Source organism: Allonocardiopsis opalescens, assembly GCF_003002095.1.
GTDB lineage: Bacteria > Actinomycetota > Actinomycetes > Streptosporangiales > Streptosporangiaceae > Allonocardiopsis > Allonocardiopsis opalescens.
Genome location: NZ_PVZC01000010.1, coordinates 339387 through 363363, shown reverse-complemented (window position 1 = coordinate 363363; position 23977 = coordinate 339387). Strand labels below are relative to the sequence as shown.

General features: G+C 74.4%; 23 protein-coding genes. 11 read left to right on the top strand and 12 right to left on the bottom strand.

Annotated features, from left to right (window positions below):
* From CLV72_RS29345 to CLV72_RS29320, 6 genes are all read right to left on the bottom strand, one after another.
* Positions 1-96: biotin carboxylase N-terminal domain-containing protein (locus CLV72_RS29345; protein ID WP_146159292.1), on the bottom strand; the 96-nt coding region annotated here is incomplete at its 3' end.
* A gap of 77 nt (positions 97-173) precedes the next feature.
* Positions 174-854 carry an HAD-IB family hydrolase gene (locus tag CLV72_RS29340; RefSeq protein WP_106252954.1) on the bottom strand — a complete coding sequence of 227 codons (681 nt, stop codon included), beginning with the start codon at positions 852-854 and terminating at the stop codon, positions 174-176.
* Between the two features lie 30 nt (positions 855-884).
* Positions 885-1871 carry an AfsA-related hotdog domain-containing protein gene (locus CLV72_RS29335; protein ID WP_106252951.1) on the bottom strand — a complete coding sequence of 329 codons (987 nt, stop codon included), beginning with the start codon at positions 1869-1871 and terminating at the stop codon, positions 885-887.
* Positions 1872-1910: 39 nt separating this feature from the next.
* Positions 1911-3011, bottom strand: a complete 1101-nt coding sequence (locus CLV72_RS29330; RefSeq protein ID WP_106252949.1) for a beta-ketoacyl synthase N-terminal-like domain-containing protein — start codon at positions 3009-3011, stop codon at positions 1911-1913.
* Positions 3008-4234 (bottom strand): beta-ketoacyl-[acyl-carrier-protein] synthase family protein, encoded by a 1227-nt coding sequence (locus CLV72_RS29325; RefSeq protein WP_106252946.1) that lies wholly within the window; start codon positions 4232-4234, stop codon positions 3008-3010. Before CLV72_RS29325 ends, CLV72_RS29330 begins: the two co-directional genes overlap by 4 nt.
* Complete coding sequence (locus tag CLV72_RS29320; RefSeq protein ID WP_106252944.1) at positions 4227-4496, bottom strand: phosphopantetheine-binding protein; 270 nt, start codon at positions 4494-4496, stop codon at positions 4227-4229. Before CLV72_RS29320 ends, CLV72_RS29325 begins: the two co-directional genes overlap by 8 nt.
* A 280-nt stretch (positions 4497-4776) precedes the next feature.
* Between CLV72_RS29320 and CLV72_RS29315 the strand changes: the two genes are divergently transcribed.
* Together CLV72_RS29315 and CLV72_RS29310 are read left to right on the top strand one after the other, a co-directional pair.
* Complete coding sequence (locus CLV72_RS29315; protein WP_211303155.1) at positions 4777-5811, top strand: beta-ketoacyl-[acyl-carrier-protein] synthase family protein; 1035 nt, start codon at positions 4777-4779, stop codon at positions 5809-5811.
* Positions 5812-5865: 54 nt separating this feature from the next.
* Positions 5866-6570, top strand: coding sequence for an SDR family oxidoreductase (locus CLV72_RS29310; RefSeq protein WP_106252940.1), 705 nt, complete (start codon positions 5866-5868; stop codon positions 6568-6570).
* On the opposite strand, the gene CLV72_RS29305 is transcribed toward CLV72_RS29310, so the two are convergent.
* Together CLV72_RS29305 and CLV72_RS29300 are read right to left on the bottom strand one after the other, a co-directional pair.
* Complete coding sequence (locus CLV72_RS29305; protein WP_211303154.1) at positions 6516-7334, bottom strand: response regulator; 819 nt, start codon at positions 7332-7334, stop codon at positions 6516-6518. The two genes, CLV72_RS29310 and CLV72_RS29305, sit on opposite strands and share 55 nt — an antisense overlap.
* A 51-nt stretch (positions 7335-7385) precedes the next feature.
* Positions 7386-8519, bottom strand: a complete 1134-nt coding sequence (locus CLV72_RS29300) for a sensor histidine kinase (RefSeq protein ID WP_106252938.1) — start codon at positions 8517-8519, stop codon at positions 7386-7388.
* Positions 8520-10195: 1676 nt separating this feature from the next.
* On the opposite strand from CLV72_RS29300, the gene gap reads away from it, so the two are divergent.
* From gap to CLV72_RS31920, 6 genes are all read left to right on the top strand, one after another.
* On the top strand, positions 10196-11200 hold the full coding sequence (gene gap / locus CLV72_RS29295) for a type I glyceraldehyde-3-phosphate dehydrogenase (RefSeq protein ID WP_106252936.1): 1005 nt from the start codon (positions 10196-10198) through the stop codon (positions 11198-11200).
* Between the two features lie 107 nt (positions 11201-11307).
* Positions 11308-12495, top strand: a complete 1188-nt coding sequence (locus tag CLV72_RS29290; protein WP_106253080.1) for a phosphoglycerate kinase — start codon at positions 11308-11310, stop codon at positions 12493-12495.
* An 8-nt stretch (positions 12496-12503) separates the two neighbouring features.
* Positions 12504-13295: a triose-phosphate isomerase gene (tpiA, locus tag CLV72_RS29285; protein ID WP_106252934.1), complete on the top strand. Its 792-nt coding sequence runs from the start codon at positions 12504-12506 to the stop codon at positions 13293-13295.
* A gap of 203 nt (positions 13296-13498) precedes the next feature.
* Complete coding sequence (gene secG, locus CLV72_RS29280; RefSeq protein WP_106253078.1) at positions 13499-13744, top strand: preprotein translocase subunit SecG; 246 nt, start codon at positions 13499-13501, stop codon at positions 13742-13744.
* A 90-nt stretch (positions 13745-13834) separates the two neighbouring features.
* On the top strand, positions 13835-14209 hold the full coding sequence (locus tag CLV72_RS29275; RefSeq protein WP_106252931.1) for an RNA polymerase-binding protein RbpA: 375 nt from the start codon (positions 13835-13837) through the stop codon (positions 14207-14209).
* A gap of 367 nt (positions 14210-14576) precedes the next feature.
* Positions 14577-16565, top strand: coding sequence for a serine/threonine-protein kinase (locus CLV72_RS31920; protein ID WP_146159613.1), 1989 nt, complete (start codon positions 14577-14579; stop codon positions 16563-16565).
* Here CLV72_RS31920 and CLV72_RS29260 read toward each other — a convergent pair.
* Both CLV72_RS29260 and CLV72_RS29255 read right to left on the bottom strand, forming a co-directional pair.
* Positions 16562-17344 (bottom strand): IclR family transcriptional regulator, encoded by a 783-nt coding sequence (locus CLV72_RS29260; protein WP_106252928.1) that lies wholly within the window; start codon positions 17342-17344, stop codon positions 16562-16564. The genes CLV72_RS31920 and CLV72_RS29260 overlap by 4 nt on opposite strands.
* A gap of 124 nt (positions 17345-17468) precedes the next feature.
* On the bottom strand, positions 17469-17984 hold the full coding sequence (locus CLV72_RS29255; RefSeq protein ID WP_106252926.1) for a septum formation family protein: 516 nt from the start codon (positions 17982-17984) through the stop codon (positions 17469-17471).
* Positions 17985-18413: 429 nt separating this feature from the next.
* Between CLV72_RS29255 and CLV72_RS29250 the strand changes: the two genes are divergently transcribed.
* The 3 genes from CLV72_RS29250 to hutU all read left to right on the top strand — a co-directional run bounded on the left by CLV72_RS29250 (position 18414) and on the right by hutU (position 23279).
* Entirely contained in the window at positions 18414-19904 is a 1491-nt protein-coding gene (locus CLV72_RS29250; protein WP_106252923.1) for a fused MFS/spermidine synthase, read from the top strand.
* A 101-nt stretch (positions 19905-20005) separates the two neighbouring features.
* Positions 20006-21559 carry a histidine ammonia-lyase gene (gene hutH, locus CLV72_RS29245; RefSeq protein ID WP_106252920.1) on the top strand — a complete coding sequence of 518 codons (1554 nt, stop codon included), beginning with the start codon at positions 20006-20008 and terminating at the stop codon, positions 21557-21559.
* Positions 21560-21596: 37 nt separating this feature from the next.
* Complete coding sequence (gene hutU, locus CLV72_RS29240; protein ID WP_106252917.1) at positions 21597-23279, top strand: urocanate hydratase; 1683 nt, start codon at positions 21597-21599, stop codon at positions 23277-23279.
* A gap of 34 nt (positions 23280-23313) precedes the next feature.
* On the opposite strand, the gene CLV72_RS29235 is transcribed toward hutU, so the two are convergent.
* Together CLV72_RS29235 and CLV72_RS29230 are read right to left on the bottom strand one after the other, a co-directional pair.
* Complete coding sequence (locus CLV72_RS29235; RefSeq protein ID WP_106252914.1) at positions 23314-23712, bottom strand: type II toxin-antitoxin system VapC family toxin; 399 nt, start codon at positions 23710-23712, stop codon at positions 23314-23316.
* Positions 23709-23966 (bottom strand): FitA-like ribbon-helix-helix domain-containing protein, encoded by a 258-nt coding sequence (locus CLV72_RS29230; protein WP_106253075.1) that lies wholly within the window; start codon positions 23964-23966, stop codon positions 23709-23711. Before CLV72_RS29230 ends, CLV72_RS29235 begins: the two co-directional genes overlap by 4 nt.
* Between the last annotated feature and the right edge of the window lie 11 nt (positions 23967-23977).

Genomic DNA, 23977 nt, shown 5'->3' with positions numbered 1-23977 from the left:
GCAATACACCGCCACACTGCCAAGACCCGCATCCCGGCACGCCCGCACCACCCGCACCGCGATCTCACCACGGTTAGCGATCAGCACCTTGCGCATGACACCTCTCTCGGCTCGCGGCCTGGCGGGGCGGACGGATGGGCGGTCGGGTGCGGCCGGGCGGGCCCGGCCGCCGCTCAGACGGTGACCGCCCCGCCGATCCGCCGCCAACCGCGCTCGGCCGCCTCGGCGGCCAGCACCGGGTTGTCGCCGACGACCGTCGCCGTGCCGACCAGGCGCAGCAGCTCCAGGTCAGAGGTGTGGTCGCCGTAGCCGAAGCAGGCGGCGGCCGGCACCCCGCTCTCCTCGATCAGCCGCCGGGCCGCCGCCGCCTTGGCGTCGCCGATCATGGTCCGCAGCACCTCGCCGGTGTAGACGCCGTCGCTCGCCTCCAGTTCGGTGCAGAGCGCGATGTCGGCGCCGGTGTGGGCCAGGATCGGGTCCAGGCAGGCGGGGAACGAGCCGGAGACCAGCACGGTGGTCACCCCGTCGGCGGTGTGCCCGCGCAGCGCGGCCAGCACCTCCTGCTGGAACAGGCCGCCCCTGGCGAGGTGGCCGTCGAACCAGGCGCGGCCGTGCGCCGCCACGTCCGCCGCCGCGTAGCCGGCGAAGCGCCGATAGAACAGCCGGTTGCCCTGCTCGCGCGGCAGCCCGGGCCGCAGCAGCGAGCGGGCGTCGTCCTTGAGCCGCTGCTGCTCCTCGGGGGAGTGCCCGACGGCGGCGAGGAAGTAGTCGTAGAAGTCGAACATGCTCTTGATCGTGATCAGCGTCTCGTCGACGTCGAAGAACGCGAGCGGGGCGCCGGGCGCGGCGGGCATGGGGGTCTCCACGGAGTCGAAGGGGCGGGCTCAGCCGAGGGCGACGGTGACCTCGGCGACCTCGGTGCCGTTCTGGACGGCGGTCATCCGCCAGGCCGGCTCCTCGGCCTCGGGCACCGCGGCGGCCGACAGCAGCACCGGCCGGTCCAGTTCGGCGAACTTGCGGAAGTCGCCGTGCAGGCCGGTCACCCGGTGCGGTGCGGCGGCGGTGCCGTCCGACAGCAGCAGCGCGCACTGCCGGGCCGCCTCGCTGAAGACCATCGCGGGCACGTGGTCGTAGGGGTGGTCGTACATGCTGCGGTTGCGGAAGCTGCGCGGGCTGAGGACGGCCTCCAGGCGGTCCCCGGTGCGCACCACGGCGTCCAGCACCGCGTTGACCGGGTCGCGGCGGCCCACCTTGGCCGCCGGGAGCGGCTCGCCGGCCGGCTCGGCGGGCAGGGTGAAGGCGGTCGGCACCGAGCCGCCGCGCTGCATCGCCCGCAGCTGGTGGTACTGGTCGGTGGGGCTGCACCGCACGTCCATGCCGAGGCGGCCCAGCGGCACCCCGTCCACCGACATGCCCATCGCGAACACGGCCCGCCGCAGCCTGCCGCCGCGCGTCTGGCTCTGCACCACCTCGCCGTCGACGCGCAGCCGGCCGGCCCGTTCGCCGCGCAGCAGCGCCCCGGGCCCGTCCACCTCGATCCACCAGGAGGTGACCATGAAGGTGGTGGCGGCCGGGGCGCCCAGGTGGGTGTGGGTGGCGTGCGTCACGGCCTGGCGGCAGCTCTCCAGCACCAGCAGCACGTCGTAGTGCTCGCGGTCGGCCTGGTAGATGTGGTCGCCGTAGTAGGCGTGGCTCGGCGGCAGCTGCGCGGCCGCCACGAAGCGGGTCTCGTCCACGCCGCGCAGGTCGGTGAGGAAGACCTCCGACAGCGACCAGCGGTGCACGGTGCTGCGCGAGACGGTGCGGTCGTAGTCCAGTTCGGCAACGGCCTGGTCGGCCGGTGCGGCGACCGGCTCGGTGAGGGTGTCCATGGTGTGCGGCTCCTGGTGCGACGTCGTGCGGATTCGTCCCTACTGCTGCTCGGCGCGGCCGACCAGCAGGCAGCCGACCTGGCCGTCGGGGCTCAGTGCGGTGACCAGCCCGGTCCCGCCCGGCTCCTCGGCGGTGCTCCAGTGGGCGAGGAGCGCGGCCAGCCCCAGCGCGGCGCTCGCGCCGTGGGTCTCGCCGATGACGCGGTGCGGCCGCAGCCGGCGCGGCCCGGGCAGGCCCAGCGCCGAACGCAGCGCCCGCTCCTCCACCGCGCCCCAGCCGGCCGGCCCGCCCGCGCCCGGCACCGCGACGGTGACCTCGGCGGGGGTGAGCCCGGCGCGTGCGAGCGCGCGTTCCACCTGGCCGGCCAGGCCCCTGGCCACGGCGGCCGGGCCCTGCGCGGGGTCGGCGAAGCCCAGCTCGCAGGCGAGCAGCCGCGCCAGCGGGGCGCGGCCGCCGGTGCCGCGCGCCAGCGCGAACACGGCGCCGCCCTCGCCGACCGCGACATCGCGGCCCAGCAGGCCGGTGCGGTGCCAGGCCCAGGCCGACTCCGCGCTCAGCTCCTCCACCCCGCCGGTCAGCAGCAGGTCGGCGTGCCCGTTGGCCAGCGCGTTGCAGGCGAAGCGCACCGCGGCCAGTCCCGCGGTCGCACCGCCCGACAGGGTGGAGTTGACGCCGGTCAGGCCGTACCTGATCGCGGTCTGCCCGGCGCAGGAGTTCATCAGGGTGCCGGGGAAGTGCGAGGGGTTCACCATGTAGGGGCGCTCCCGCACGAAGGTGTCGCGGGTGAACTCCGCGATCCGGCCGGTGCTGCCCACGGAGGTGCCCAGCACCACGCCGGTGCGGTCGGCCGCGTCCGCGGGCACGCCGCCCAGCTGCTCGATGGCCTGCGCGGTCGCGGCCATGCCCAGCTGGTCGGTCCTGGTGAGCCGGGCCAGGCCCTTGCGGCCCAGCCGTTCGGCGATCCGCGCGTCGGCGACCGGGCGCACCCGCAGCGGCGGGTAGCCGCCGTCGCCGGCCTCCCGGTCCGGCGCCTCCTCGCGGTCGGGCGGGCCCGCCAGCGCCGCCGCCAGCGGCGGCAGCCCGCTGCCCGCGGCGCTGAGCACGCCGCAGGCGACGATGTCGGCGATCGCGGCGCTCATGCGGCCACCTCGCCGAAGACGGTGATGGCGTTGTTGCCGCCGAAGGCGAAGCCGTGGTTCTGCACGACCCTGGGCCGCGCCGCGCGGCCGGTGCCCGGCACGCAGTCCAGGCCCTCGCCCAGCTCGGGGTCGACCTCGCGCACGGTGGCGCTGGGCGGCAGGAAGCCGGTGCGCAGCGCCATGCAGCAGACCAGCGCGCCGAAGCCGGCGGCCGCGCCCATGGTGTGGCCCAGCATCGACTTGATCGAGCTGACCGGCGGCAGCCGCTCGCCGAAGACCTCCCGCATCGCCGCCACCTCGGTGCGGTCGTTGGCGGGGGTGCCGGTGCCGTGCGCGCAGACGTAGTCGACGTCCTCGGGCTTGATGCCCGCGCCGCGGTGCGCCGCGCGGATGCAGGCGGCGATGGAGGCGGCGTCGGGATTGGTCATGTGCTTGGCGTCGCAGGTCATCCCGTAGCCCAGCACCTCCGCGTAGACGCGGGCGCCGCGCGCCAGCGCCGCGTCCAGCGGCTCCAACAGCAGGGCGACGCCGCCCTCGGCGGTGACGATGCCGTCGCGCTCGGCGTCGAAGGGGCGCGGCACATCGCGGGCGATGGCGCCCAGCCGGTGGAAGCCGGCGTGGGTGGCTCGGTTGGAGGCGTCGGCGCCGCCGCAGACCATGAAGTCCGCAGCGCCGGAGCGCACCAGGTCGTAGCCGTAGCCGATCGCGTAGTTGCTCGCCGCGCACGCGGTCGCGACCGTCTGCGCCTCGCCGGTGAGGCCCAGTTCGGCGTTGACCGCCGCGCTGATGCGCCCGGCGTCGGCCTGGCCGACGAGGGCGGGCGGCAGTTCCTGCGGGCCGCCGCTCAGCGAGGCGAAGGCCAGCCGCTCCAGCACCTGCGACTCGCCGTTGGTGGTGCCGAAGCTGCTCCCGGCCCGCGAGCCCGCCAGCGTCGCGTCGGAGACGCCCGCGTCCGCGGCGGCCATCCGCGCGGCCGCCGCGGCGAACTGGGCGCTGCGGCCCCAGCGCGCGGGGTCGATCCGCCACAGGTGGTCCTCCGGCTGGAAGCCGCGCACCTCCCCGGCGAGGGTGTGCTCGAAGCCCTCGGCGTCGAACTGCTCGATCGGGCCGATGCCGCTGCGCCCCAGCCGGACCGACTCGGCGACGGCACCGGCGCCCAGGCCCAGGCTGCTCACCGCCCCCAGGCCGGTGACCGCGACGCGGCGCGGCGGCGACTCAGGCACTCGTCGGCTCCTTGGCGTAGCGCGCCGCCAGCGCGTAGGCGGTGGACAGGTCGTCGAGGTCGACCATCTCGTCCTGCGGCACCGTGATGCCCAGGTCGCGCTCGAAGCGCGCGATGATCTCGATGGTCATGAGCGAGTCGGCGTCGAAGTCGTCGGAGAAGCTGCTGCTGTCCACCAATTCGCCCGCGTCCACCTCGAGGACGTCGGCGACAATGGTGTGCACTTTCCTGCGCAGGTCCTCGGAAATGGTCTGACCGCTCATCGCAATTCTCCTTGGTCGCTCTCTACGGCCTGACGGCCGGTCCGCTGAACGGCGTCCGGCCGTGCCGGCATCCGTCCGGGGCGCCACGCCGGAAAGTCAAACGCATTCGGAGAAGGGCGAGCAAGGGCTCCGAAAGTTGTAGGGGGTGTACCCGAAGTGCACTGTGAATTGCCGCCCGGCGCCGCGGATGCTTTCTTCCGTGCCCGGTGCGGGCCCCGGCGGGACCGGGCCGGCGACCGCGGGCCGGAGGTACCGGCGCGCCGCGCGAGGAGGCCGAGCAGTGAGACTCCACCCCCCGGTCGGGATCGCCGCGGCGTCGCTGTGGCTGCCGGACGGGCGCTCGACGGAGCAGGACGCCGCGGCGGCCGGCACCCGGCCGGCGACTCTGCGCGACCTGGCGCACCCGTCGCTGCCCGACGCCGGCGAGCTGTCCGCCCCGGAGATGGCCGTGCTCGCGGGCGGCGAGGCCCTGCGCGCGGCCGGGCTGCCCGGCGACCGCCTCGACCTGCTCTGCCACGCGTGGATGTACTACCAGGGGCACGATCTGTGGTCGCCGCCGCACTACATCGCCAGCCGGCTGGGCGCCCCCGGCGCCTACCCGCTCGGGGTACAGCAGGTGTGCAACGGCGGCACCGCCGCCATCGAGACGGCCGCCGCACGGCTGGCCGCGGAACCGGGGTGGCGCCACGCGCTGGTCACCACCGCCGACCGCTTCGGGCCGCCCGGCTTCGACCGGTGGAACGCCGACTACGGCGTCGCCTACGGCGACGCGGGCACCGCCGTGCTGCTGCGCGCCGCCGGCGGTCCCGCCGACGCGCTGCTGCTGCACGCGGTCGCCACCGTCGCCGCCCCCGAACTGGAGGAGATGCACCGCGGCAGCGATCCGTTCGCGCCCGCCGCCCGCTCCCACCGGGACCGCGTCGACATGCGCGCCACCAAGCGCGCCTACCTCAGCGGCCGCGGCCGCGAGGGGTTCACCGCGGCCAACGAGCGCTCGGTGCGCGCGGTGCTGGCGCGGGCGCTGGCCGACGCCGGACTCGACCCGCTGGACAAGCGGATCGCCTGCGCGGTGCTGCCGCGCTTCGGCGCCAAGACCCTGCGCGACTCCTGGATCCCGCTGCTGTCGGACGCCCTGGACGCCGAGCTGCTGGACTGGGGCCGCGGCACCGGCCACCTGGGCGCCGGCGACGCCGCGGCCGGCCTGGCCGGACTGGTGCGCGGCCGCGTCCTCGACCCCGGCCGCTACGCGCTGGTCTTCAGCGCGGGCGCCGGCTTCTCCTGGTCGTGCCTGGTGGTCCAGGCGCCGCCCGACTGAGCCCGTCCGCCGGACGGGCCCCGCCCGCGCCGGCCGTCAATGGAAAGGCAGCAGATGTCGCGTTCCGTGTTCATCACCGGAGGAAACCGGGGCCTGGGGCTGGCCATCGCCCGCGCCATGGCCGCCGACGGCGACCGGGTGGCCGTCGGCTACCGCACCGGAGAGCCGCCCGAGGGCCTGTTCGGGGTGCGGTGCGAGGTGACCGACCCCGAGTCGGTCGCGCAGGCCTTCAAGGCGGTGGCGGAGGAGCAGGGCGCCGTGGAGGTGTTCGTCGCCAACGCCGGCATCACCCGCGACACCCTGATGCTGCGGATGGACGACGCCGTGTTCGAAGAGGTGCTGGAGACCAACCTCGTCGGCGTCTTCCGCACCGTGCGGACCGCGGCGGCCGGCATGCTCGCCGCCCGCCGCGGCCGGATCGTGCTGCTCTCCTCGGCGCTGGGCTTCCTCGGCTCGCCCGGCCAGACCAACTACGCCGCCGCCAAGACCGGCCTGCTCGGGCTGGCCCGCTCGCTGGTGTGGGAGCTGGGCGCCCGCGGTGTGACGGTCAACCTGGTGGCGCCGGGCATCATCGACACGGACATGACGCGGGTGCTGTCGGACAAGCGGCAGGCGTCGCTGACCGAGATGATCCCGCTGCGCAGGTTCGGCTCCGCCGACGAGGTCGCCGCGGTGGTGCGCTTCCTCGCCGGGGAGTCGGCCGGCTACGTGACCGGCGCGGTGGTCCCGGTGGGCGGCGGGATCGGGATGGGCATGTAGGCCGACCGCGCGGTGCGCCGGGCGGTGCGCGTCGCCGTCGCCCGGCCGCGCTCGGCCTCCGCGCCGCGCCGGCCCGGGGCCGGGGCGTCCCAGCCGCCCCGGCGCGCCGCCGGGCGCTCGGCCTGGAAGGCGGCGGCGGGCGAGGCGATGTAGCCCTGCGACACGGCGATATTGGCCGCCTCGACCCGCGACTGCGCCCCCAGCTTCTCGAAGATGTTGCTCATGTGGCGCTTGACGGTCCCCTCGGTGATGTCCAGCGCCCGCGCGATCTGGTGGTTGCTGAGCCCTTTCGCCGCCAGCTGGATCACCTGCTCCTCGCGCGGCGACAGCGGGCCCCTGGCCGACACGGCCGACAGCTTCTCCGGCGGCAGCGACAGGGTGATGGTGCGGTTGACGGTGGCGGCCTCGCGGACCGCGGAGACCAGCGCCCCGGCCGTCACCGACTTGTGCAGGTAGCCCCGGATGCCGAGCCCGACCAGCTCCCTGGCCAGCCGGGCGTCGTCGTACATGCTGAGCACCAGCACCCGCATGTCCGGCGCCGCCTGCCTGAGTCTGCTCAGTGTCGTCGGCGGATGCTCGTTGCCGGGCATGTGGATGTCCAGCAGCGCCACGTCGGGCCGGTGCTCGGCCGCGAGCGCGACGGCGCCGGACACGTCCCCGGCGGCGGCGACCACCTGAAGATCGTCCTCCATGTGCAGGAGTTCGGCCACGGCGTCGCGCAGCAGGGTGTGGTCGTCGGCGAGCAGAATTCGGATCGATGGCATGGCGTCCCCGTTCGTCGGCCTCGTTGCGTCGGTTTCCCGGTCGTCGTTTCCTCAGCGGCTCTCGGCGCGGTGCGGCCAGGGGCCGCCCGCGCCGTCCCCCGTCGGCAGCGGCACCCGCAGCCGCAGCCGTGTTCCTTCCCCAGGCGCGCTGGTCAGCGCGTAGCTTCCGCCCAGCCGGACCACCCGCCGGCGCATGGTGCGCAGCCCCCCGCGCGGCGCGCCGACGGTCAGCTCCGGATCGAAGCCGGTGCCGTCGTCGCCGGCCTCGGCCGTCACGGCCGCCGCGGTGACCTCCACCCGCACCCGGACCTCCGACGGCTCGGCGTGCCGCAGCGAGTTGCGCACGAACTCGCGCAGGCTGAGGAACAGCTCGGCGCGGTGGTGCGCGGGCAGCAGGCCGTCGTCGCCGGTGACGGTGATGTGCACGGCGGCGCCGCGGCTGTTCAGCACGGCGGCGTCCTGGCGCAGCGACGCCTCCAGGTCGGCGGGCGCCGCGGCCTCGGGCGCGCCGGAGACCAGCCGCCGCACCGACTCGGCCGCGTCCCGCAGCGAGCGCTCGACCGCGTCCATGTGGTCGTCGGCGGCCAGGCCGGCCGAGGACTTGGCCAGGTAGAGGTCGAGGTGGCGGCGGGCCAGCGCCAGGCCGCCGCCCACGCGGTCGTGGATCTCGTCGCTGAGCCGGTCGCGCCGCTCGTCCTCGGGGGAGCCAGGCGACATGGCCAGCAGCAGCTGGGAGTCGCGCCCGGCCGCGGCGAGCTGGCCGTGCAGCGCGACCGCCCGGTGCACTTCGAAGGCCGCGCGGGCCCGCAGGGCGCGCCGGTCGGCGTCGGGCAGCCCGCCGGAGAAGGCGTCGATCCGCTCCAGCACCAGCTCGGTCAGCACCGCCATCGCGCGCAGGACGTCGCCCATCGGCGCGTAGGAGAGCACGGTGTGCGGGTCGGGGATCTCCAGCACCAGGGCGGAGTCCGCCTGGCCGGCGCCGTCGGGCGGCCCCTCGCGCAGTGCGCGGACGACGTCGAGCAGGATCGCCTCCGCGTGGTCGCGCGCCGCCGCCCCCTGGTCGGGCGGCGCGCACAGCGGGCTCGCGTCGGCGCGCAGAGCCGCCAGATATCGGTCGCAGAGTGCGGGGACCGTCTCCTCCACCCGGTCCGCGAGTCGTCGCCGGATCTCTTCCGAGCCCTTCATGGGGCGTGTCTCCGTCACAATCGAGAACGTGTCTGAGCGGCATGCGGAAGGGCCCCGACCGGATCGCGGCCACCGGTCCCCGTCCGCCGTGCCGGCCGCCGCGGCCGGATGGATCCCCGCCGGACTCCGCCGTCCGCGCCGCGCGGCCCGGCGCGCGACGGAAGGCGCCGTGCACTCGCGGAACCCCCGTGGCCCCGTGGGACGCGGCGCGGTGCGCGTCCGGTTCCCCCGCCGGTACCCGGCCCGGATACCGGCGGCCCTGCCGTGGGAAAGGAGCGCCGCCGGGTGCGGGCGGGCGGCCCCGCCCCCGCACCGCGGTCGTCCGCGCTCGCGGCGCGGATCCGGCTACGACGAGTTCGCGGCACCGGCGGGCCGTGCCCCCGGGCCCGGTGCGGCGCGGTGCCGCATCGCGGTCGGACGGTCTTCGGCCGCGCGGCCGTTGGCGTTCGCGCATCCCATGGCTCCGCTGTCCTCCGATTCCCCAGCAAATCAGACAAAGCGGGTAAGAAACGTTGAGTCGCGACCAATCGAACTCAATCACGATATTTGCTAACCCGTTGCTAACCTAGCCACGCCTCGTCTCGTTGGCAATACGTGCCGTGACGATCCGCCTGGGCGGCTTATGGTGAGCTATAGCACTCCACCGGTTTGGATGATCTTGATTCGCGTTCCGTCCACAAGAACGGCGCAGGTAAGCACTGTGCGCCAAGCGCGGTCTCCGCGCATCGCCTTGCCGCTCGGCGTCGGCGCCTCCCTGCCGTTTCCGCAGGCGGATCGCCTGGTCGCCGGGCGTGTCGGGCGCGGGGGAGGGGGCGGTATTCTGTTGCGGTTTCATCTACTGGCCGTTTCCGGTCAGGCGGTGGTGAACTGAATTCATGTCGCCGCTGCCACCTGCCGCGACGCGGGAAGTTGGATGTGTCAAAAGGTGTAGTTCCGGGCGGCGGGAGCGCCGCCAATGATCGCCCCGTGATGTTAACGTGATGGTAACTTGGCGCAATGCGCGCGTTATTGATATGACACCGGACGCGCATCGGACCGCCATCGCCGCCGACAATGAGATGTGGACTACTTTTTTCGTCGCGCCGAATGCGCCGCGATTCCGGCGCCGATGGGACTCTTTGGTGTACGGCCTTGTTCCGGCGAGCGGATCGGGCGGCGCCATCCCGTGCGCGGATCGCGAACGGATGCCTTGGGTGAACGCATACCGCGGCGGATCGCGGTGACTTTTGCGTTACTCTGAGTAATTGAATGCTCACGAGCGTGCGTGCGCAATTGCGGAGAGACCGGCCCGATTCCGCCCCGGGTGGCGCCCGCGCCTTTCCGGTATTCGTATTCCGGATTATCGGCATTCGCGATTCGGCGCCTAGGGCCGTGGCCGCCCTCCGCCGCGGCCCCGCACCGGCGGCGCCGGGGGCCGCCGAGCCGTCCGGCCGCCCGGCGGCGTGCCCCTCGGCGGGTGTATGGTCTAGACCTGTTGGTGGCTACCGCCACCGTGTCCGGCTCCCGAGCCACCAGCGCGGACCGAGCCGGGTCGGGCCGCCCGGGAACCCGTGCCGGGAGCGGGTTCGGTACGCTCGATGACACCTCTTCATTCTCGTTCCATCTTGATAAGCAGTGCCGGTACCGCCGCGGCGTATCGGGCTGTCGCACCGACGACATGCGAGGAGAACGGTCCCGTGACCATCCGTGTAGGCGTCAACGGCTTCGGCCGGATCGGCCGCAACTTCTGGCGCGCGGTCAGCGCGTCCGAGCACGACATCGAGGTCGTGGCCGTCAACGACCTGACCGACAACGCCACGCTCGCCCACCTGCTCAAGTACGACAGCGTGCTGGGCACCCTCGACGCCGACGTCCGCGCCGACGGCGACTCCATCAAGGTCGACGGCAAGAGCTTCAAGGCGCTCGAGGAGCGCGACCCCGCCGCGCTGCCGTGGGGCGAGCTGGGCGTCGACATCGTCATCGAGTCCACCGGCCGCTTCACCAAGGCCGAGGACGCCAAGAAGCACATCGCCGCCGGGGCCAAGAAGGTCATCATCTCCGCTCCCGCCAAGGGCGAGGACCTCACCGTGGTCATGGGCGTCAACGACTCCGGCTACGACCCCGCGTCGCACCACGTCATCTCCAACGCCTCCTGCACCACCAACTGCGTGGCGCCGCTGGCCAAGGTCCTGCTGGACAGCTTCGGCATCGTCAAGGGCCTGATGACCACGGTGCACGCCTACACCAACGACCAGGTCATCCTGGACTTCCCGCACAAGGACCTGCGCCGGGCGCGGGCCGCGGCCACCAACATCATCCCCACCACCACCGGCGCCGCCAAGGCGACCGCGCTGGTGCTGCCGCAGCTCAAGGGCAAGCTCGACGGCATGGCGATGCGGGTTCCGGTGCCCGACGGCTCCGTCACCGACCTGGTGGTCGAGCTGGAGCGCGAGGTCACCAAGGAAGAGGTGAACGCGGCCTACAAGGCGGCGGCCGAGGGTGAGCTGAAGGGCTACCTCCGCTACACCGAGGACCAGATCGTCTCCTCCGACATCGTCGGCACCTCGCCGTCGTGCACCTTCGACGCCAGCCTGACCATGGCCATGGGCTCCACCGTGAAGGTCGTCGGCTGGTACGACAACGAGTGGGGCTACTCCAACCGGATCGTCGACCTCGCCCAGCTGGTCGGCTCCCGCCTGTAAGGGCCGCCGAGCCCGCACGCCGCACCCCCGGACGCGCGAACGCCGCCCGGGGGTGCGGCGCGCCCCCGAGGACCCACCACCCGAGCAGTCTCGAGCAGGGATGAATGATGCGGACCATCGATGATCTGGAGGTCGCGGGCGCCCGGGTGTTCGTCCGCGCCGACCTCAACGTGCCGCTGGACGGCGACACCATCACCGACGACGGTCGGATCCGGGCCAGCGTGCCGACCATCGCCCAGCTGCGCGAGCGCGGCGCCCGCGTCGTGGTCGGCGCGCACCTGGGCCGCCCCAAGGGCGAGGTGAAGCCCGAGTACAGCCTGCGGCCGGTCGCCGCGCGGCTGGGCGAGCTCCTCGGCGTCGACGTGCGCTTCGCCACCGACACGGCCGGGGAGAGCGCCCGCGCCACCGTCGCCACCCTCGGCGACGGCGAGGTCGCGCTGCTGGAGAACCTGCGCTTCGAGCCGGGCGAGACCAGCAAGGACGACGCCGCGCGCGCCGAGCTGGCCGACCGGCTGGCCGGGCTGGCCGACCTCTACGTCGGGGACGGCTTCGGCGCCGTGCACCGCAGGCACGCCAGCGTCGCCGACCTCCCCGCCCGGCTGCCGCACGCCGCCGGCGGCCTGGTCTTCACCGAGCTGCAGGTGCTGCGCCGGCTGACCGAGTCCCCGCAGCGGCCCTACGCCGTCGTGCTGGGCGGCTCCAAGGTCTCCGACAAGCTCGGCGTCATCGACAGCCTGCTCGGCACCGCCGACCGGCTGCTCATCGGCGGCGGCATGGTCTTCACCTTCCTGGCCGCCCAGGGGCACGAGGTCGGCGGCAGCCTGCTTGAGGCCGACCAGCTCGACACCGTCCGCGGCTACCTGCGCCGGGCCGAGGAGTCGGGCGTCGAGATCGTGCTGCCCACCGACATCGTCGCCGCCGACCGCTTCGCCGCCGACGCCGACCACCACGTCGTGCCGGCCGACGCCATCCCGGCCGACCGGATGGGCCTGGACATCGGCCCGGAGTCGGGCAAGCTGTTCGCCGCCAAGCTCGCCGACGCGCGCACCGCCTTCTGGAACGGCCCGATGGGCGTGTTCGAGATGGAGCCCTACGCCGCGGGCACCCGCGCGGTCGCGCAGGGCCTGATCGACTCCGACGCGTTCACCGTCGTGGGCGGCGGCGACTCCGCCGCGGCCGTGCGCACCCTGGGCTTCGACGAGTCCGCGTTCGGTCACATCTCCACCGGCGGCGGCGCTAGCCTTGAATACCTCGAAGGCAAGGACCTGCCCGGCATCACGGCGTTGGAGGACTGATCACCGCAATGGCAGCCACACCCCCCCGCAAGCCGCTGATCGCCGGTAACTGGAAGCTGAACAACACCCACTACGAAGCGATCGCCCTGGTCCAGAAGCTCGCCTTCACGCTCATCGACGCCGACTACGACGCCGTCGACGTCGTCGTGCTGCCCCCGTTCACCGCGCTGCGCAGCGTGCAGACCCTCGTCGAGGGCGACCGCCTGCGGATCGGCTACGGCGCGCAGGACATCTCCCAGCACGGCAAGGGCGCCTACACCGGCGAGGTCTCCGGCGCCATGCTGGCCAAGCTCGACGTCGGCTACGTCCTGGTCGGCCACTCCGAGCGGCGCCAGTACCACAACGAGGACGACGCCGTGGTGAACGCCAAGCTCACCGCCGCGCTGCTCAGCGGGATCACCCCGATCCTCTGCCTCGGCGAGGGCCTGGAGACCCGCAAGGCCGGCGAGCAGGTCGCCTACAGCCTCGCCCAGCTCGACGGCGCGCTCCAGGGCGTGCGGGCCGAGCAGGCCAGGGGCATCGTGGTCGCCTACGAGCCGGTCTGGGCCATCGGCACCGGCGAGGTCGCCACCCCCGGCGACGCCCAGGAGGTCGCCGCGGCCCTGCGCGCCCGGCTGGCCGAGCGCTACGACGACGACACCGCCGCCGCGGTGCGGATCCTGTACGGGGGCTCGGTCAAGTCCGACAACATCGTCGGCATCATGGCGCAGCCCGACGTCGACGGCGCCCTCGTCGGCGGGGCCAGCCTGGACGCGGGGGAGTTCGCCAAGCTGGTGCGCTATCGGGAATCCGCCGCCTGAGGTCCGGCCGCGTCTTCGTGCGACGATCTTGAGAACCGGACACATGCCCTCGGGATCCGGCGTAGGCTGAAGCCGGACAATGCGACGAGGCCCATGTGTCCGGCTAGGATCGTCACAGATCCGGCCGTCGCCCGGCCGGACACCCACGACCTCCCGTCGCCCCTCCCCGGTGGGGCGAGCTTTCCCCGGAACTGGTGAACACGTTGATTCTCGGTCTCTCCATCGTGCTGATGATCTGCAGTGTGCTCATGGTGCTGCTGGTTCTGCTGCACAAGGGCAAGGGCGGCGGCCTCTCCGATCTCTTCGGCGGTGGCGTCACCACCTCTCTGGGCGGGTCCTCGGTGGTCGAGCGCAACCTCGACCGCCTCACCATCGGAACGGGCATCGTCTGGTTCGCGTGCGTGGTGGCGCTCGGCCTGCTGATGGGTGCGGAGGTCCCGCCGCAGTAGGCAGCCAGACCGCGCGTCCCCCACACCGCGGCACCGCTCGGGCGCCGCCGGCACCGCGCGCGGTCACGACAGTTCAGAGGAGTTTCTTTCATGGGTAGTGGCAGTGCCATCCGCGGTAGCCGCGTGGGCGCCGGACCGATGGGCGAGGCCGAGCGCGGCGAGGCCGCGCCCCGCGTCCGGGTCTCCTTCTACTGCGCCAACGGCCACGAGACCGTGCCGAGCTTCGCCTCCGAGGCGCAGGTCCCCGACGAGTGGGACTGCCCCCGGTGCGGCTTCCCCGCCGGCCAGGACCGGCACAACCCGCCCGCACCGCCGCGCACCGAGCCGTACAAGACGCACCTCGCCTACGTGAAGGAGCGGCGCAGCGACGAAGACGGCGCCGCCATCCTGCAGGAGGCGCTGGACAAGCTGCGCGCCGAGCGGGCCGCCATCCAGGCCGCGATGGAAGCCGCCGCGAAGAACTGAGCCCGCGCGCCGCACCCAAGCCCCCTGATCCCGCCGGGACTCCGGCGGGATCAGTCGTCTGCCCGCCCGCGCTCGCGAACCGGTCGCCGAGCGGGGAAACCCGCGCGGCCCCGGCTGCGCCAAAGGAACGGCGGCCCCGGACGCCGGCGGGAGGGCGCGCGGCAGCGCGGCGGTCCCTCCCGTCTCCGGGCCGCCGGCGGACCGGTCCTCGCCGGCCCGCCCCGTCCGCCGGCGCGTCCGCCCGGACTCGCCCGCGGCTCGGTGAATTGCAATGGATCCGTACTGGCGACGATGCCGACGGCTGGGCTATGAACGTGCGTAGGGGGCCGGGACCGGGAGCGTCCGGGTCGGACAGAGACGAGGGACCGTGACAACGCCGCACGACAGTTCGGGGCGGGCCGGATGGGTGCCGCCGGTGCGCCCGCTGCGGCCGGGCGACCCGCGGCAGCTCGACACCTACCAGCTGATGGGGCGGCTGGGGCGCGGCGGCATGGGGACCGTCTACCTGGCCCAGGACCCCTACCGCCGCTATGTCGCGGTGAAGCTCATCAACAGCGAGCTCAGCGACGACGAGCAGTTCCGCCGCCGCTTCCGGCGCGAGGTGCAGGCGGCCAAGCGGGTGCGCCGGTTCAGCACCGCCTCGGTGCTGGACGCGCGCCTGGAGGAGGCGCCGCTGTACGTCGTCACCGAGTACGTCGCCGGCCCCAATCTGCACCAGGCCATCCGCGACCACGGCCCGATGCCCGGCGGCATGCTGGAGGGCCTGGCGCTGGGGGTGGCCTCCGCGCTGGCCGCCATCCACGGCGCCGGAGTGGTGCACCGCGACCTCAAGCCGGCCAACGTGCTGCTGTCGGAGGTCGGGCCGAAGGTGATCGACTTCGGCATCGCCCGCGCGCTGGACGAGACCGGCGACGTCACCAACGCCACCGCGGCCGGCAACCTGGTCGGCACCCCGTCCTACCTGGCGCCGGAGCTGATCGACGGCCACGAGGCGACGGCCGCCTCCGACATCTTCTCCTGGGGCTGCCTGGTCGCCTACGCGGGCACCGGCACCTCCCCGTTCGAGGGCCCCACCGTCTCGGCGATCCTGCACCGGATCAGCACCGCCGAGCCCACCCTGGAGGGCCTGGACCCGCAGCTGCGCGGGCTGGTCGCGGCGGCGCTGAGCAAGCGCCCCGCCGAGCGGCCCACGGCGCAGGACCTGATGAACCTCCTGGTCGGGCATACCGACCCCGGGGTCGGTGACGTCCAGCGCTCCGTCGACGAGTCGTGGACGCCGGCCGTGCCGCCCGCCACCGGTGTGCCGGCGGCCTTCGACGGCGGTACCGGCGGTACGCCCGCCCAGGCAGGGCCGCCGCCCGCTGCGCCGCGCCCGCCGCTGCCCGGCCCGGCCGCACCGCCGCCGCCGTACGCGGTCCCGGGCGGCGGCCGGGCCCACCCGCCCGGCCCGGTCGGACCGCCGCCCGCGATGCCGCCGAGGCCGGGGTCCGGCGACCGCGACACCGGGCCGCGCACCCCGCTGCCCGCCAGCGAGCTGCTGACCGGCGTGCGCAAGAAGCGCCGGACGAACAGGTGGTTCTGGATCGCCGGGGCGGCGGCGCTGGTCGTCGTGGTCGGCGGAGCCACCGCCATCGGCGTCACCGCGCTGGTCGCCCCGCCCGGCGGGGGACCCGCCGCCGAGACCAGCAGCGCGCCGCCCGGCACCCCGCCGCCCGGGGGCGTGCTGGTCTTCCAGGACGACTTCGCCACCGACACCAGCGGCTGGCCGGTGGAGGAGCAGGACTTCGACCCCCGCGGCGGCGAGAACTCCGCCTACCGCGGCTACCACGAGGGCCGGTACGGCGTTCGGGTGGGCGGGGAGCGCGAGGCGGCCGGGGTGCGCTGGGCCTACCAGGGGCCGCCGCTGGACGGCCTGCTGATGGGCGCGACCGTGTCCTCGGCCGAGGTCTCCGGCGCCGCCGAGTTCGGCGTGTACTGCTTCCACGGCAGCACCGGCGAGGGCGAGGCCGAGGTCACCGCCGCCTACGACTTCCTGGTCAGGTCCGACGGCGACGGCGCCAGGATCAGGCGGAACCACACCGTCGACGGCGAGTCGGTGGTGGCCGAGACCGGCAGCGTGCCCGGTATGGACACCTCGGCGGGCGCGGCCAACACCGTGCAGGCGTCGTGCGAGCGGGGGCCGGGCGGAGAGATGCTGCTGCGGCTGTGGGTGAACGGTACCCCGGTGCTGGAGGCCAGCGACCCCGACCCGATCCCGGCCGGTCCGGCCGGCGGTATCACCGCCCTGGTGGACGAGGGTTCAGGCGACTCCGCGACCGTCTTCTTCGACGACTTCACCCTGAGCCGGCTCGGCTAGCCGCCGTCCGGTCCGGCCGGTGTCCGGCCGCCGAGCCGCCGGGTCAGTTCGGCGGCCGAGACGGCGACCCTGCGCGCCAGCCAGTCCCAGTCGGCGGGCGGGTGGCGGCGGCGGTCGAAGGTCACGCTGATGGCGGCGGCGGGGCGGGCGCCGTGGTCGAAGGCGGCCACCGCCACCGAGGCGTAGCCGGGGCTCACCTCGCCGTCCTCGCTGGACCAGCCGCGCCGCCGCTCGGCGGCCAGCAGCTCCCGCAGCTCGGTGGGGCCGCCGGGGCCGGCGCCGGTGCGGGAGGTGAAGGCGTCGGCCGAGGGGTACAGCGCCCTGACCTGGGCCCGGGGCAGCCGGGCCAGTTGGGCGCGGCCCGAGGCGGTGAGGTGGGCCGGCAGCCGCACCCCGACGGCGGTGACCAGGGTGGGGGCGTGCCGGGGGTGCTCCTTGAGCAGGTAGAGCGTGTCGGCGCCGTGCAGGACGCCCAGGTGCGCGGTGAGCCCCAGGTCGTCGGCGAGCCGGGCCAGCAGCGGGCGGGCCAGCCGCTCCAGCGGATCGCGGCGCAGGTAGGCCGAGCCGATCTCGAAGGCGGTGATGCCCAGCGCCCAGCGGCGCTCCTCGGGCAGGTGGGTGACGAAGCCCTGCTCCGCCATCGCCCCGAGCAGCTGGTAGACGCTGGAGCGCGGCAGGCCGAGCGCTCGGGCGAGGGCGCTGGCCGAGACGGGTCCCGGCTGGGCGGCCAGGTGGCGCAGCACCGCCAGCGCCCGGGTGGCGGCGGGTACGTGCGGCATTTCTCCAGTGTGGCCCCGAAGGACCGGTGGATGGTGCGGCGGCCGGGTGGACCGCCGACCGCGGTGCGGCGGGCCGCCGGACGGATCGTGGGGCAGGACCCGTCCGGCGGTCGCGCCGGGTGCGTCAGCGCGCGGCGCCCTCAAGGGTGCCGGTGGTCTGGCCCGCGGGGTCGTAGGCGAGGCACAGGATCTCGCGGTCGCCGCTGGCCCAGGACTGCTCGGTGGGGGTGAGCGTGCTGAGGTAGATCTCCGACTCGGCGTAGGGCACGCCGATGAAGGTCTCGAACTCGGCGGTGCAGCCCTCGTCGGCCTGCGTGGACACGGCCTCGTCGCCGGGGTAGTCGCCGTCCTCCATCATGATGGAGGCGTAGACCTCGTTGTCGTGCGGCTCCTCGCAGGGCACGACCGGGACCTCGGTGACCTCGGTGCCGGTGGTGTCGTTCATGCAGTCGCCGACGGCGATGGAGAAGACGTCGGCGTCGCCGGACTCGGCGATCGCGCCGTCGTCGCCGCGCTCCGGCTCAGGGGCGCCGGTGACGCCGCCGAGGCCCGCACAGCCGCTCAGCGCCGCCACGGCGGCGAAGGCCGCCACGCCCAGCGCGATGCGGCGGAGTTCGAGCACGTTGGACGGGAACGTCATGGGTGACTCCTGGTGATCTTGGGGATGAGGGGTTTAAATGTAGCGCCATCGGGGAACCGGCGCGCATCTCGGCCCAATGCGGGGTCCCTGGCTGCGAACACTGATGAATCCGCACGTCAGCGGGGTTTCCGGTGAGAATGGACGCAGCTGCGGCCCGTCTCGTTCCATGCTGAAGATCCCTTTTGTCCAGACTGTCGGCCGGCGGCCGGAAGCGGCCGTCCGCACCTGGTCAGGCCATTGCGCGGGCCGTGCGGCGCCCGCCGCGGCCGGCTCGCGCCGCTCGTCACGGCTTCGTCACGATCCGAACACGACCGCGGCCGCCCGGCCGCCGCCCGGCGCCCCGGCACCGGTACGGAGCCCGCCGCCGGACGGATCCGCGCCCCGGTGCCGGTTCGCCCGCCGCCACCGGCCGCCCTACGCTCGGCTTCCGTGAACCGAACCCTCGCGACCGCGGTCGTGGTCGTCTCCTCGGCGGCCGTCCTGGTGCTGGAGATCGTCTCGATCCGGCTGGCCGCCCCCTTCTCCGGCGACACCCTGGAGACCTACACCGCCTCCATCGGCGTCGCGCTGGCCGCCATCGCGCTCGGCGCCAAGCTGGGCGGCGATGCCGCCGACCGCACCCCGCCGGCCCGCCTGATCGGGCCGGTGCTGCTGGCCGCCGGAGTCCTCACCCTGGTGGCCCGCCCGCTGGTGCTGCTGGCCGGACCCTGGCTGCGCGGCGCCGGGCCGGTGACCGCGCTGCTGCTGGTCGCGGTGGGCATCGCCGTCCCGGTGGCGCTGCTGTCGGCCGTGCCGCCGCTGGTGGTCAAGACCCAGCTGGCCACGGTGGACGAGACCGGCACCGTGGTGGGCCGGATCAGCGCCGTCGGCACCGTCGGCTCGCTGGCCGGCACCTTCCTGACCGGGTACGTGCTCATCGCGATGCTGCCGGTCTCGGCCGTGCTCGCGGTGACCGCCGTGCTGCTGCTCGGCCTGGGCCTGTGGTTCGGCTGGAAGCACCGCACCCCCCGGCGCGGCCGCGACCGCGCCGCCACCGGCGCCGCCGCGGTGCTGGGCGCCGCCCTGCTGGTCGCGGTACCCTCCCCGTGCGACAGCGAGACCGCGTACTTCTGCGCTCGCGTCGCCGCCGACCCCGAGCGCGAGACCGGCCGCTCGCTCTACCTGGACGACCTGCGGCACGGCTACGTCGACCTCGCCGACCCGGCGCACCTGGAGATCGCCTACGTGCGCTGGCTGGGCGGGGCCGTGGACGCGCTGGCGCCCCGCCCCGAACCGGTCCACGCCCTGCACGCCGGCGGCGGCGCCTTCACCCTGCCGCGGTGGGTCGCCGCCACCCGCCCCGGCTCCTACAACTCCGTGATCGAACTGGACCCGGCCGTCGCCGAGACGGCCCGCGAGGAACTGGGCCTGCGCGAGTCCGCCGAACTGGCGGTGCGCACCGGCGACGCCCGCACCGCCATCCTGGCCGAGCCCTCGGCCCGCTACGACCTGGTCGTCGGCGACGCCTTCGGCGGCCCGAGCGTGCCCTGGCACCTGACCACCGCCGAGTTCGCCGGCGAGGTGCGCCGCGTCCTCGCCCCAGGCGGCGCCTACCTGGCCAATGTCATCGACCACCCGCCGCTGGGCTTCCTCGGCGCCGAGATCGCCACCCTGCGCTCGGTCTTCGGCGAGGTCGCCCTGGTCGCCCCGCCCGAACGGCTGGCAGGGGAGGAGGGCGGCAACTTCGTCGTCGTAGCCGGCGACCACCTCCCCGACCGCGCCGTCCTGGACGCCGCCCTCGCCGCCGCCGAGCCCTCCGGCACCCCGCCCGCCCGCACCGCCACCACCGAGCAGATCGACGCCATCGCCGGAGCCTCCCGCGTCCTGACCGACGACTACGCCCCAGTCGACCAGCTCGTCACCCCGTACCGCACCGGCTGAGCACCGCGGGCCGCGCAGCCCCGCGTCCTCTGTCCCGGATACCAGACACGAACGCCGTGTCGGGTGGTGCGGGGCGGGCCGGAGGGGCGTGCAATGGGGGCATGGGTAACGATCGATCGGGTGCGGTCGCGGTCGGGCCGGCGGCGCTGGACCCCGGCGAGGTCGTCGGGGTGGCGCGGGACGGGCGCGAGGTGGTGCTGACCGGGGAGGCGCTGGCGGCGCTCGGTGTCGGGCGGGAGCGGGTGGACGCGCTGGCGCGCGGCACCCTGCCGGCCTACGGGGTGTCCACCGGCTTCGGGGCGCTGGCCAATCTGCACATCCCGGCCGGGCGCCGCGCCGACCTCCAGCGCTCGCTGATCCGCTCGCACGCGGCCGGCAGCGGGCCCGAGGTCGAGCGCGAGGTGGTGCGGGCGATGATGCTGCTGCGGCTGCGCACCCTGGCGTCGGGGCGTACCGGGGTGCGGCCGGGCACGGCGCGGGCGCTGGCCGGGCTGCTCAACGCGCGGATCACCCCCGTCGTGCACGAGTACGGGAGCCTCGGCTGCTCCGGGGACCTGGCGCCGCTGGCCCACGTCGCACTCGCGCTGATGGGAGAGGGCACCGTCCGCGACGCCGCGGGCACCGCGCTGCCGGCCGGCGAGGCGCTGGCCGCCGCCGGGCTGGACCCGGTCGAACTGGCGGCGAAGGAGGGGCTGGCGCTGATCAACGGCACCGACGGCATGCTCGGCATGCTGGTGCTGGCCTGCCACGACCTGCGGCGGCTGCTGCGCACCGCCGACCTGGCCGCCGCGATGAGCGTCGAAGCGCAGCTGGGCACCGACCGGGTGTTCGCCGCCGACCTGCTGGCGCTGCGCCCCCACCCCGGGCAGGCCGCGGCGGCGGCCAATATGCGCGCCCTGCTGGCCGGCTCGCCCATCGTCGCCTCGCACCGCGGGCCGGGCTGCACCCGGGTGCAGGACGCCTACTCGCTGCGCTGCGCCCCCCAGGTGGCCGGCGCGGCCCGCGACACCCTGGACCACGCCGAACTCGTCGCCTCCCGCGAACTGGCCGCCGCCATCGACAACCCGGTGGTGACCGAGGACGGGCGGGTGGAGTCCAACGGCAACTTCCACGGCGCGCCCGTCGGGTACGTGCTGGACTTCCTGGCCATCGCCGTCGCCGACCTGGCGTCGATGAGCGAGCGGCGCACCGACCGGATGCTCGACGTCTCCCGCTCGTCCGGCCTGCCGCCCTTCCTCGCCGACGACCCCGGGGTGGACTCCGGCCACATGATCGCCCAGTACACCCAGGCGGGCATCGTCTCCGAGCTCAAGCGGCTGGCCGCGCCGGCCAGCGCGGACTCCATCCCCAGCTCCGCCATGCAGGAGGACCACGTCTCCATGGGCTGGTCGGCCGCGCGCAAGCTGCGCCGCTCCCTCGACGGCCTGGGCCGTGTGCTGGCTGTGGAGATCCTGACCGCGGCGCGCGCCCTGGACCTGCGCGCCCCGCTCACCCCCGCCCCGGCCACCGGGCGGGCGGTGGCCGCGCTGCGCGAGCGGGTCCCCGGGCCCGGTCCCGACCGCCACCTCGCGCCGGAGATCGAGGCCGCCGTCGCCGCCGTGGCCGACGGCGGCCTGCTGGCCGCCGCCGAGGCCGTCACCGGCCCGCTGCGCTGACCGCCCCACCGACCGCCGCCTACGGAGAGGACGCGCCATGACCCCGCCCACCACCCCGCCCGGCCCCCGGCCGGTGCGGGCCCCGCGCGGCACCGTCCGCACCGCCAAGAGCTGGGCCGCCGAGGCGGCCATGCGGATGCTGTACAACAACCTCGACCCCGAGGTGGCCGAGCACCCCGACGAGCTGATCGTCTACGGCGGCACCGGCAGGGCCGCCCGCGACTGGGCCTCCTTCGACGCCATCACCCGCTCCCTGCTGGACATCGAGCCCGACGAGACGCTGCTGGTGCAGTCCGGGCGGCCCGTCGGCATCCTGCGCACCCACGAGTGGGCGCCCCGGGTGCTCATCGCCAATGCCAACCTGGTGCCCGACTGGGCCGACTGGGAGGAGTTCCGCCGCCTGGACGCGCTCGGCCTCACCATGTACGGCCAGATGACGGCGGGCTCGTGGATCTACATCGGCACCCAGGGCATCCTGCAGGGCACCTACGAGACCTTCGCCGCCGTCGCCGCCAAGATCGGCGGCGGCAGCCTGGCCGGCACCGTGACGCTCACCGCCGGCCTGGGCGGCATGGGCGGCGCCCAGCCGCTGGCCGTCACCATGAACGGCGGCGTCGCCATCGTGGTCGAGGCCGACCCCACCCGCATCCAGCGCCGCCTGGACACCCGCTACCTGGACGAGCGCGCCGACGGCGTCGACGACGCGCTGCGCCGCGCCGAGCGCGCCCGGGCCGAGCGGCGGCCGCTGTCCATCGGCGTGCTCGGCAACGCCGCCGACCTGGTGCCCGAGCTGCTGCGCCGCGGCGCGCCCGTCGACGTGGTCACCGACCAGACCTCCGCCCACGACCCGCTGGCCTACCTGCCCTCGGGCGTGGACGTGGCCGACTGGCGCCGCTACGCCGCCGCCGAGCCCGCCGAGTTCACCGAGCGCGCCAGGGAGTCCATGGCCGCGCACGTCGCCGCCATGGTCGGCTTCGCCGACGCCGGTGCCGAGGTCTTCGACTACGGCAACTCCATCCGCGCCGAGGCGCGCCGCGCCGGATACGCGCGGGCCTTCGACTTCCCCGGCTTCGTCCCCGCCTACATCCGGCCGCTGTTCTGCGAGGGCAAGGGGCCGTTCCGCTGGGCGGCCCTGTCGGGCGACCCGGCCGACATCGCCGCCACCGACCGCGCCGTCCTCGACCTGTTCCCCGACGACGAGCCACTGGCCCGCTGGATCAGGACGGCGGGCGAGAAGGTCGCCTTCCAGGGGCTGCCCGCGCGCATCTGCTGGCTCGGCCAGGGCGATCGCGCGCAGGCCGGGCTGCGCTTCAACGAACTGGTCGCGTCGGGCGAGATCAGCGCGCCGCTGGCCATCGGCCGCGACCACCTCGACACCGGTTCCGTCGCCTCGCCCTACCGCGAGACCGAGGGCATGCGCGACGGCTCCGACGCCATCGCCGACTGGCCCCTGCTCAACGCCCTGGTCAACACCGCCTCCGGCGCCTCATGGGTCTCCATCCACCACGGCGGCGGCGTCGGCATCGGCCGCTCCGTCCACGCCGGCCAGGTCACCGTCGCCGACGGCACCGACCTGGCCGCCGGCAAACTGGAGCGCGTCCTTGGCAACGACCCCGCCACCGGCGTGCTGCGCCACCTCGACGCCGGCTACCCCGAGGCCGAACGCACCGCCGCCCGCCACGGCCTGCGCGCCCCGATGCACGAGGACGGCCGGCGGTGAGGGTTCGCCGACGACGATCGGGTAGGACCCTGATCTACCGGATCAACCGCAGTTCGCAGCGGATCCCCGGCGCGGTCGCCAGCCGGAGGTCCGCGGTGACCAAGGGGTAGCCGAGTGCCTCGGCCACGGCCACATAGGCGGCGTCGTAGGCGCTGAGGTTGTGGCGCAGATCCCAGACCCGATCGGCGACCGGACCGCTGATGTCGACCGAGGTGATCGCCATGGCGGTGAAGCTCTTGCGGACGTGATCCGCGTGTTCCGGAGCGATCTTTCTGCCCAGAAGGAGGCCGCGAAGTGCGTGGAGGACTTCGATGTGCAGGTGGTTCGGTGCGCAGTAGGCCGTGTCGGCGGCGAGCGTGCGCACGGCGTTGCTCTTCGTCTGCGCTGTGCCGAAGTGAAGCTCGATCAGTGCGGAGGCGTCAACGACGATCACGCGGCACCCCGGGTCTGTCCGTCCTCGTCGCGGCCACGTCGCGATGCCTGGATGGCGGCCATGATCTCGTCCGAACTGAGTTCGACGTCCGGCAGCGGAGCCTGCTTGACGATTTCCAGGTTGCGGGCGAACCGCGCTTCGCGCTCCAGTATCGCGAGCAGGTAGCTCTGCAGCGACTGTCCGGCACTGCGAGCGGCGGCCGTCAGTGTCTCTCTGACCTCGTCCGGCACGTCCTTGATCTGAATAGCTCCCATGGACACATGGT

Excerpts from the sequence above, each read along its gene's own strand:
- CLV72_RS29340 (WP_106252954.1), bottom strand. The coding sequence starts at position 854 with ATGCCCGCCGCGCCCGGCGCCCCGCTCGCGTTCTTCGACGTCGACGAG.
- CLV72_RS29335 (WP_106252951.1), bottom strand. The coding sequence starts at position 1,871 with ATGGACACCCTCACCGAGCCGGTCGCCGCACCGGCCGACCAGGCCGTT.
- CLV72_RS29330 (WP_106252949.1), bottom strand. The coding sequence starts at position 3,011 with ATGAGCGCCGCGATCGCCGACATCGTCGCCTGCGGCGTGCTCAGCGCC.
- CLV72_RS29320 (WP_106252944.1), bottom strand. The coding sequence starts at position 4,496 with ATGAGCGGTCAGACCATTTCCGAGGACCTGCGCAGGAAAGTGCACACC.
- CLV72_RS29310 (WP_106252940.1), top strand. The coding sequence starts at position 5,866 with ATGTCGCGTTCCGTGTTCATCACCGGAGGAAACCGGGGCCTGGGGCTG.
- CLV72_RS29305 (WP_211303154.1), bottom strand. The coding sequence starts at position 7,334 with ATGCCATCGATCCGAATTCTGCTCGCCGACGACCACACCCTGCTGCGC.
- CLV72_RS29300 (WP_106252938.1), bottom strand. The coding sequence starts at position 8,519 with ATGAAGGGCTCGGAAGAGATCCGGCGACGACTCGCGGACCGGGTGGAG.
- CLV72_RS29290 (WP_106253080.1), top strand. The coding sequence starts at position 11,308 with ATGCGGACCATCGATGATCTGGAGGTCGCGGGCGCCCGGGTGTTCGTC.
- tpiA (WP_106252934.1), top strand. The coding sequence starts at position 12,504 with ATGGCAGCCACACCCCCCCGCAAGCCGCTGATCGCCGGTAACTGGAAG.
- CLV72_RS29275 (WP_106252931.1), top strand. The coding sequence starts at position 13,835 with ATGGGTAGTGGCAGTGCCATCCGCGGTAGCCGCGTGGGCGCCGGACCG.
- CLV72_RS29260 (WP_106252928.1), bottom strand. The coding sequence starts at position 17,344 with ATGCCGCACGTACCCGCCGCCACCCGGGCGCTGGCGGTGCTGCGCCAC.
- CLV72_RS29255 (WP_106252926.1), bottom strand. The coding sequence starts at position 17,984 with ATGACGTTCCCGTCCAACGTGCTCGAACTCCGCCGCATCGCGCTGGGC.
- hutH (WP_106252920.1), top strand. The coding sequence starts at position 20,006 with ATGGGTAACGATCGATCGGGTGCGGTCGCGGTCGGGCCGGCGGCGCTG.
- hutU (WP_106252917.1), top strand. The coding sequence starts at position 21,597 with ATGACCCCGCCCACCACCCCGCCCGGCCCCCGGCCGGTGCGGGCCCCG.
- CLV72_RS29230 (WP_106253075.1), bottom strand. The coding sequence starts at position 23,966 with ATGGGAGCTATTCAGATCAAGGACGTGCCGGACGAGGTCAGAGAGACA.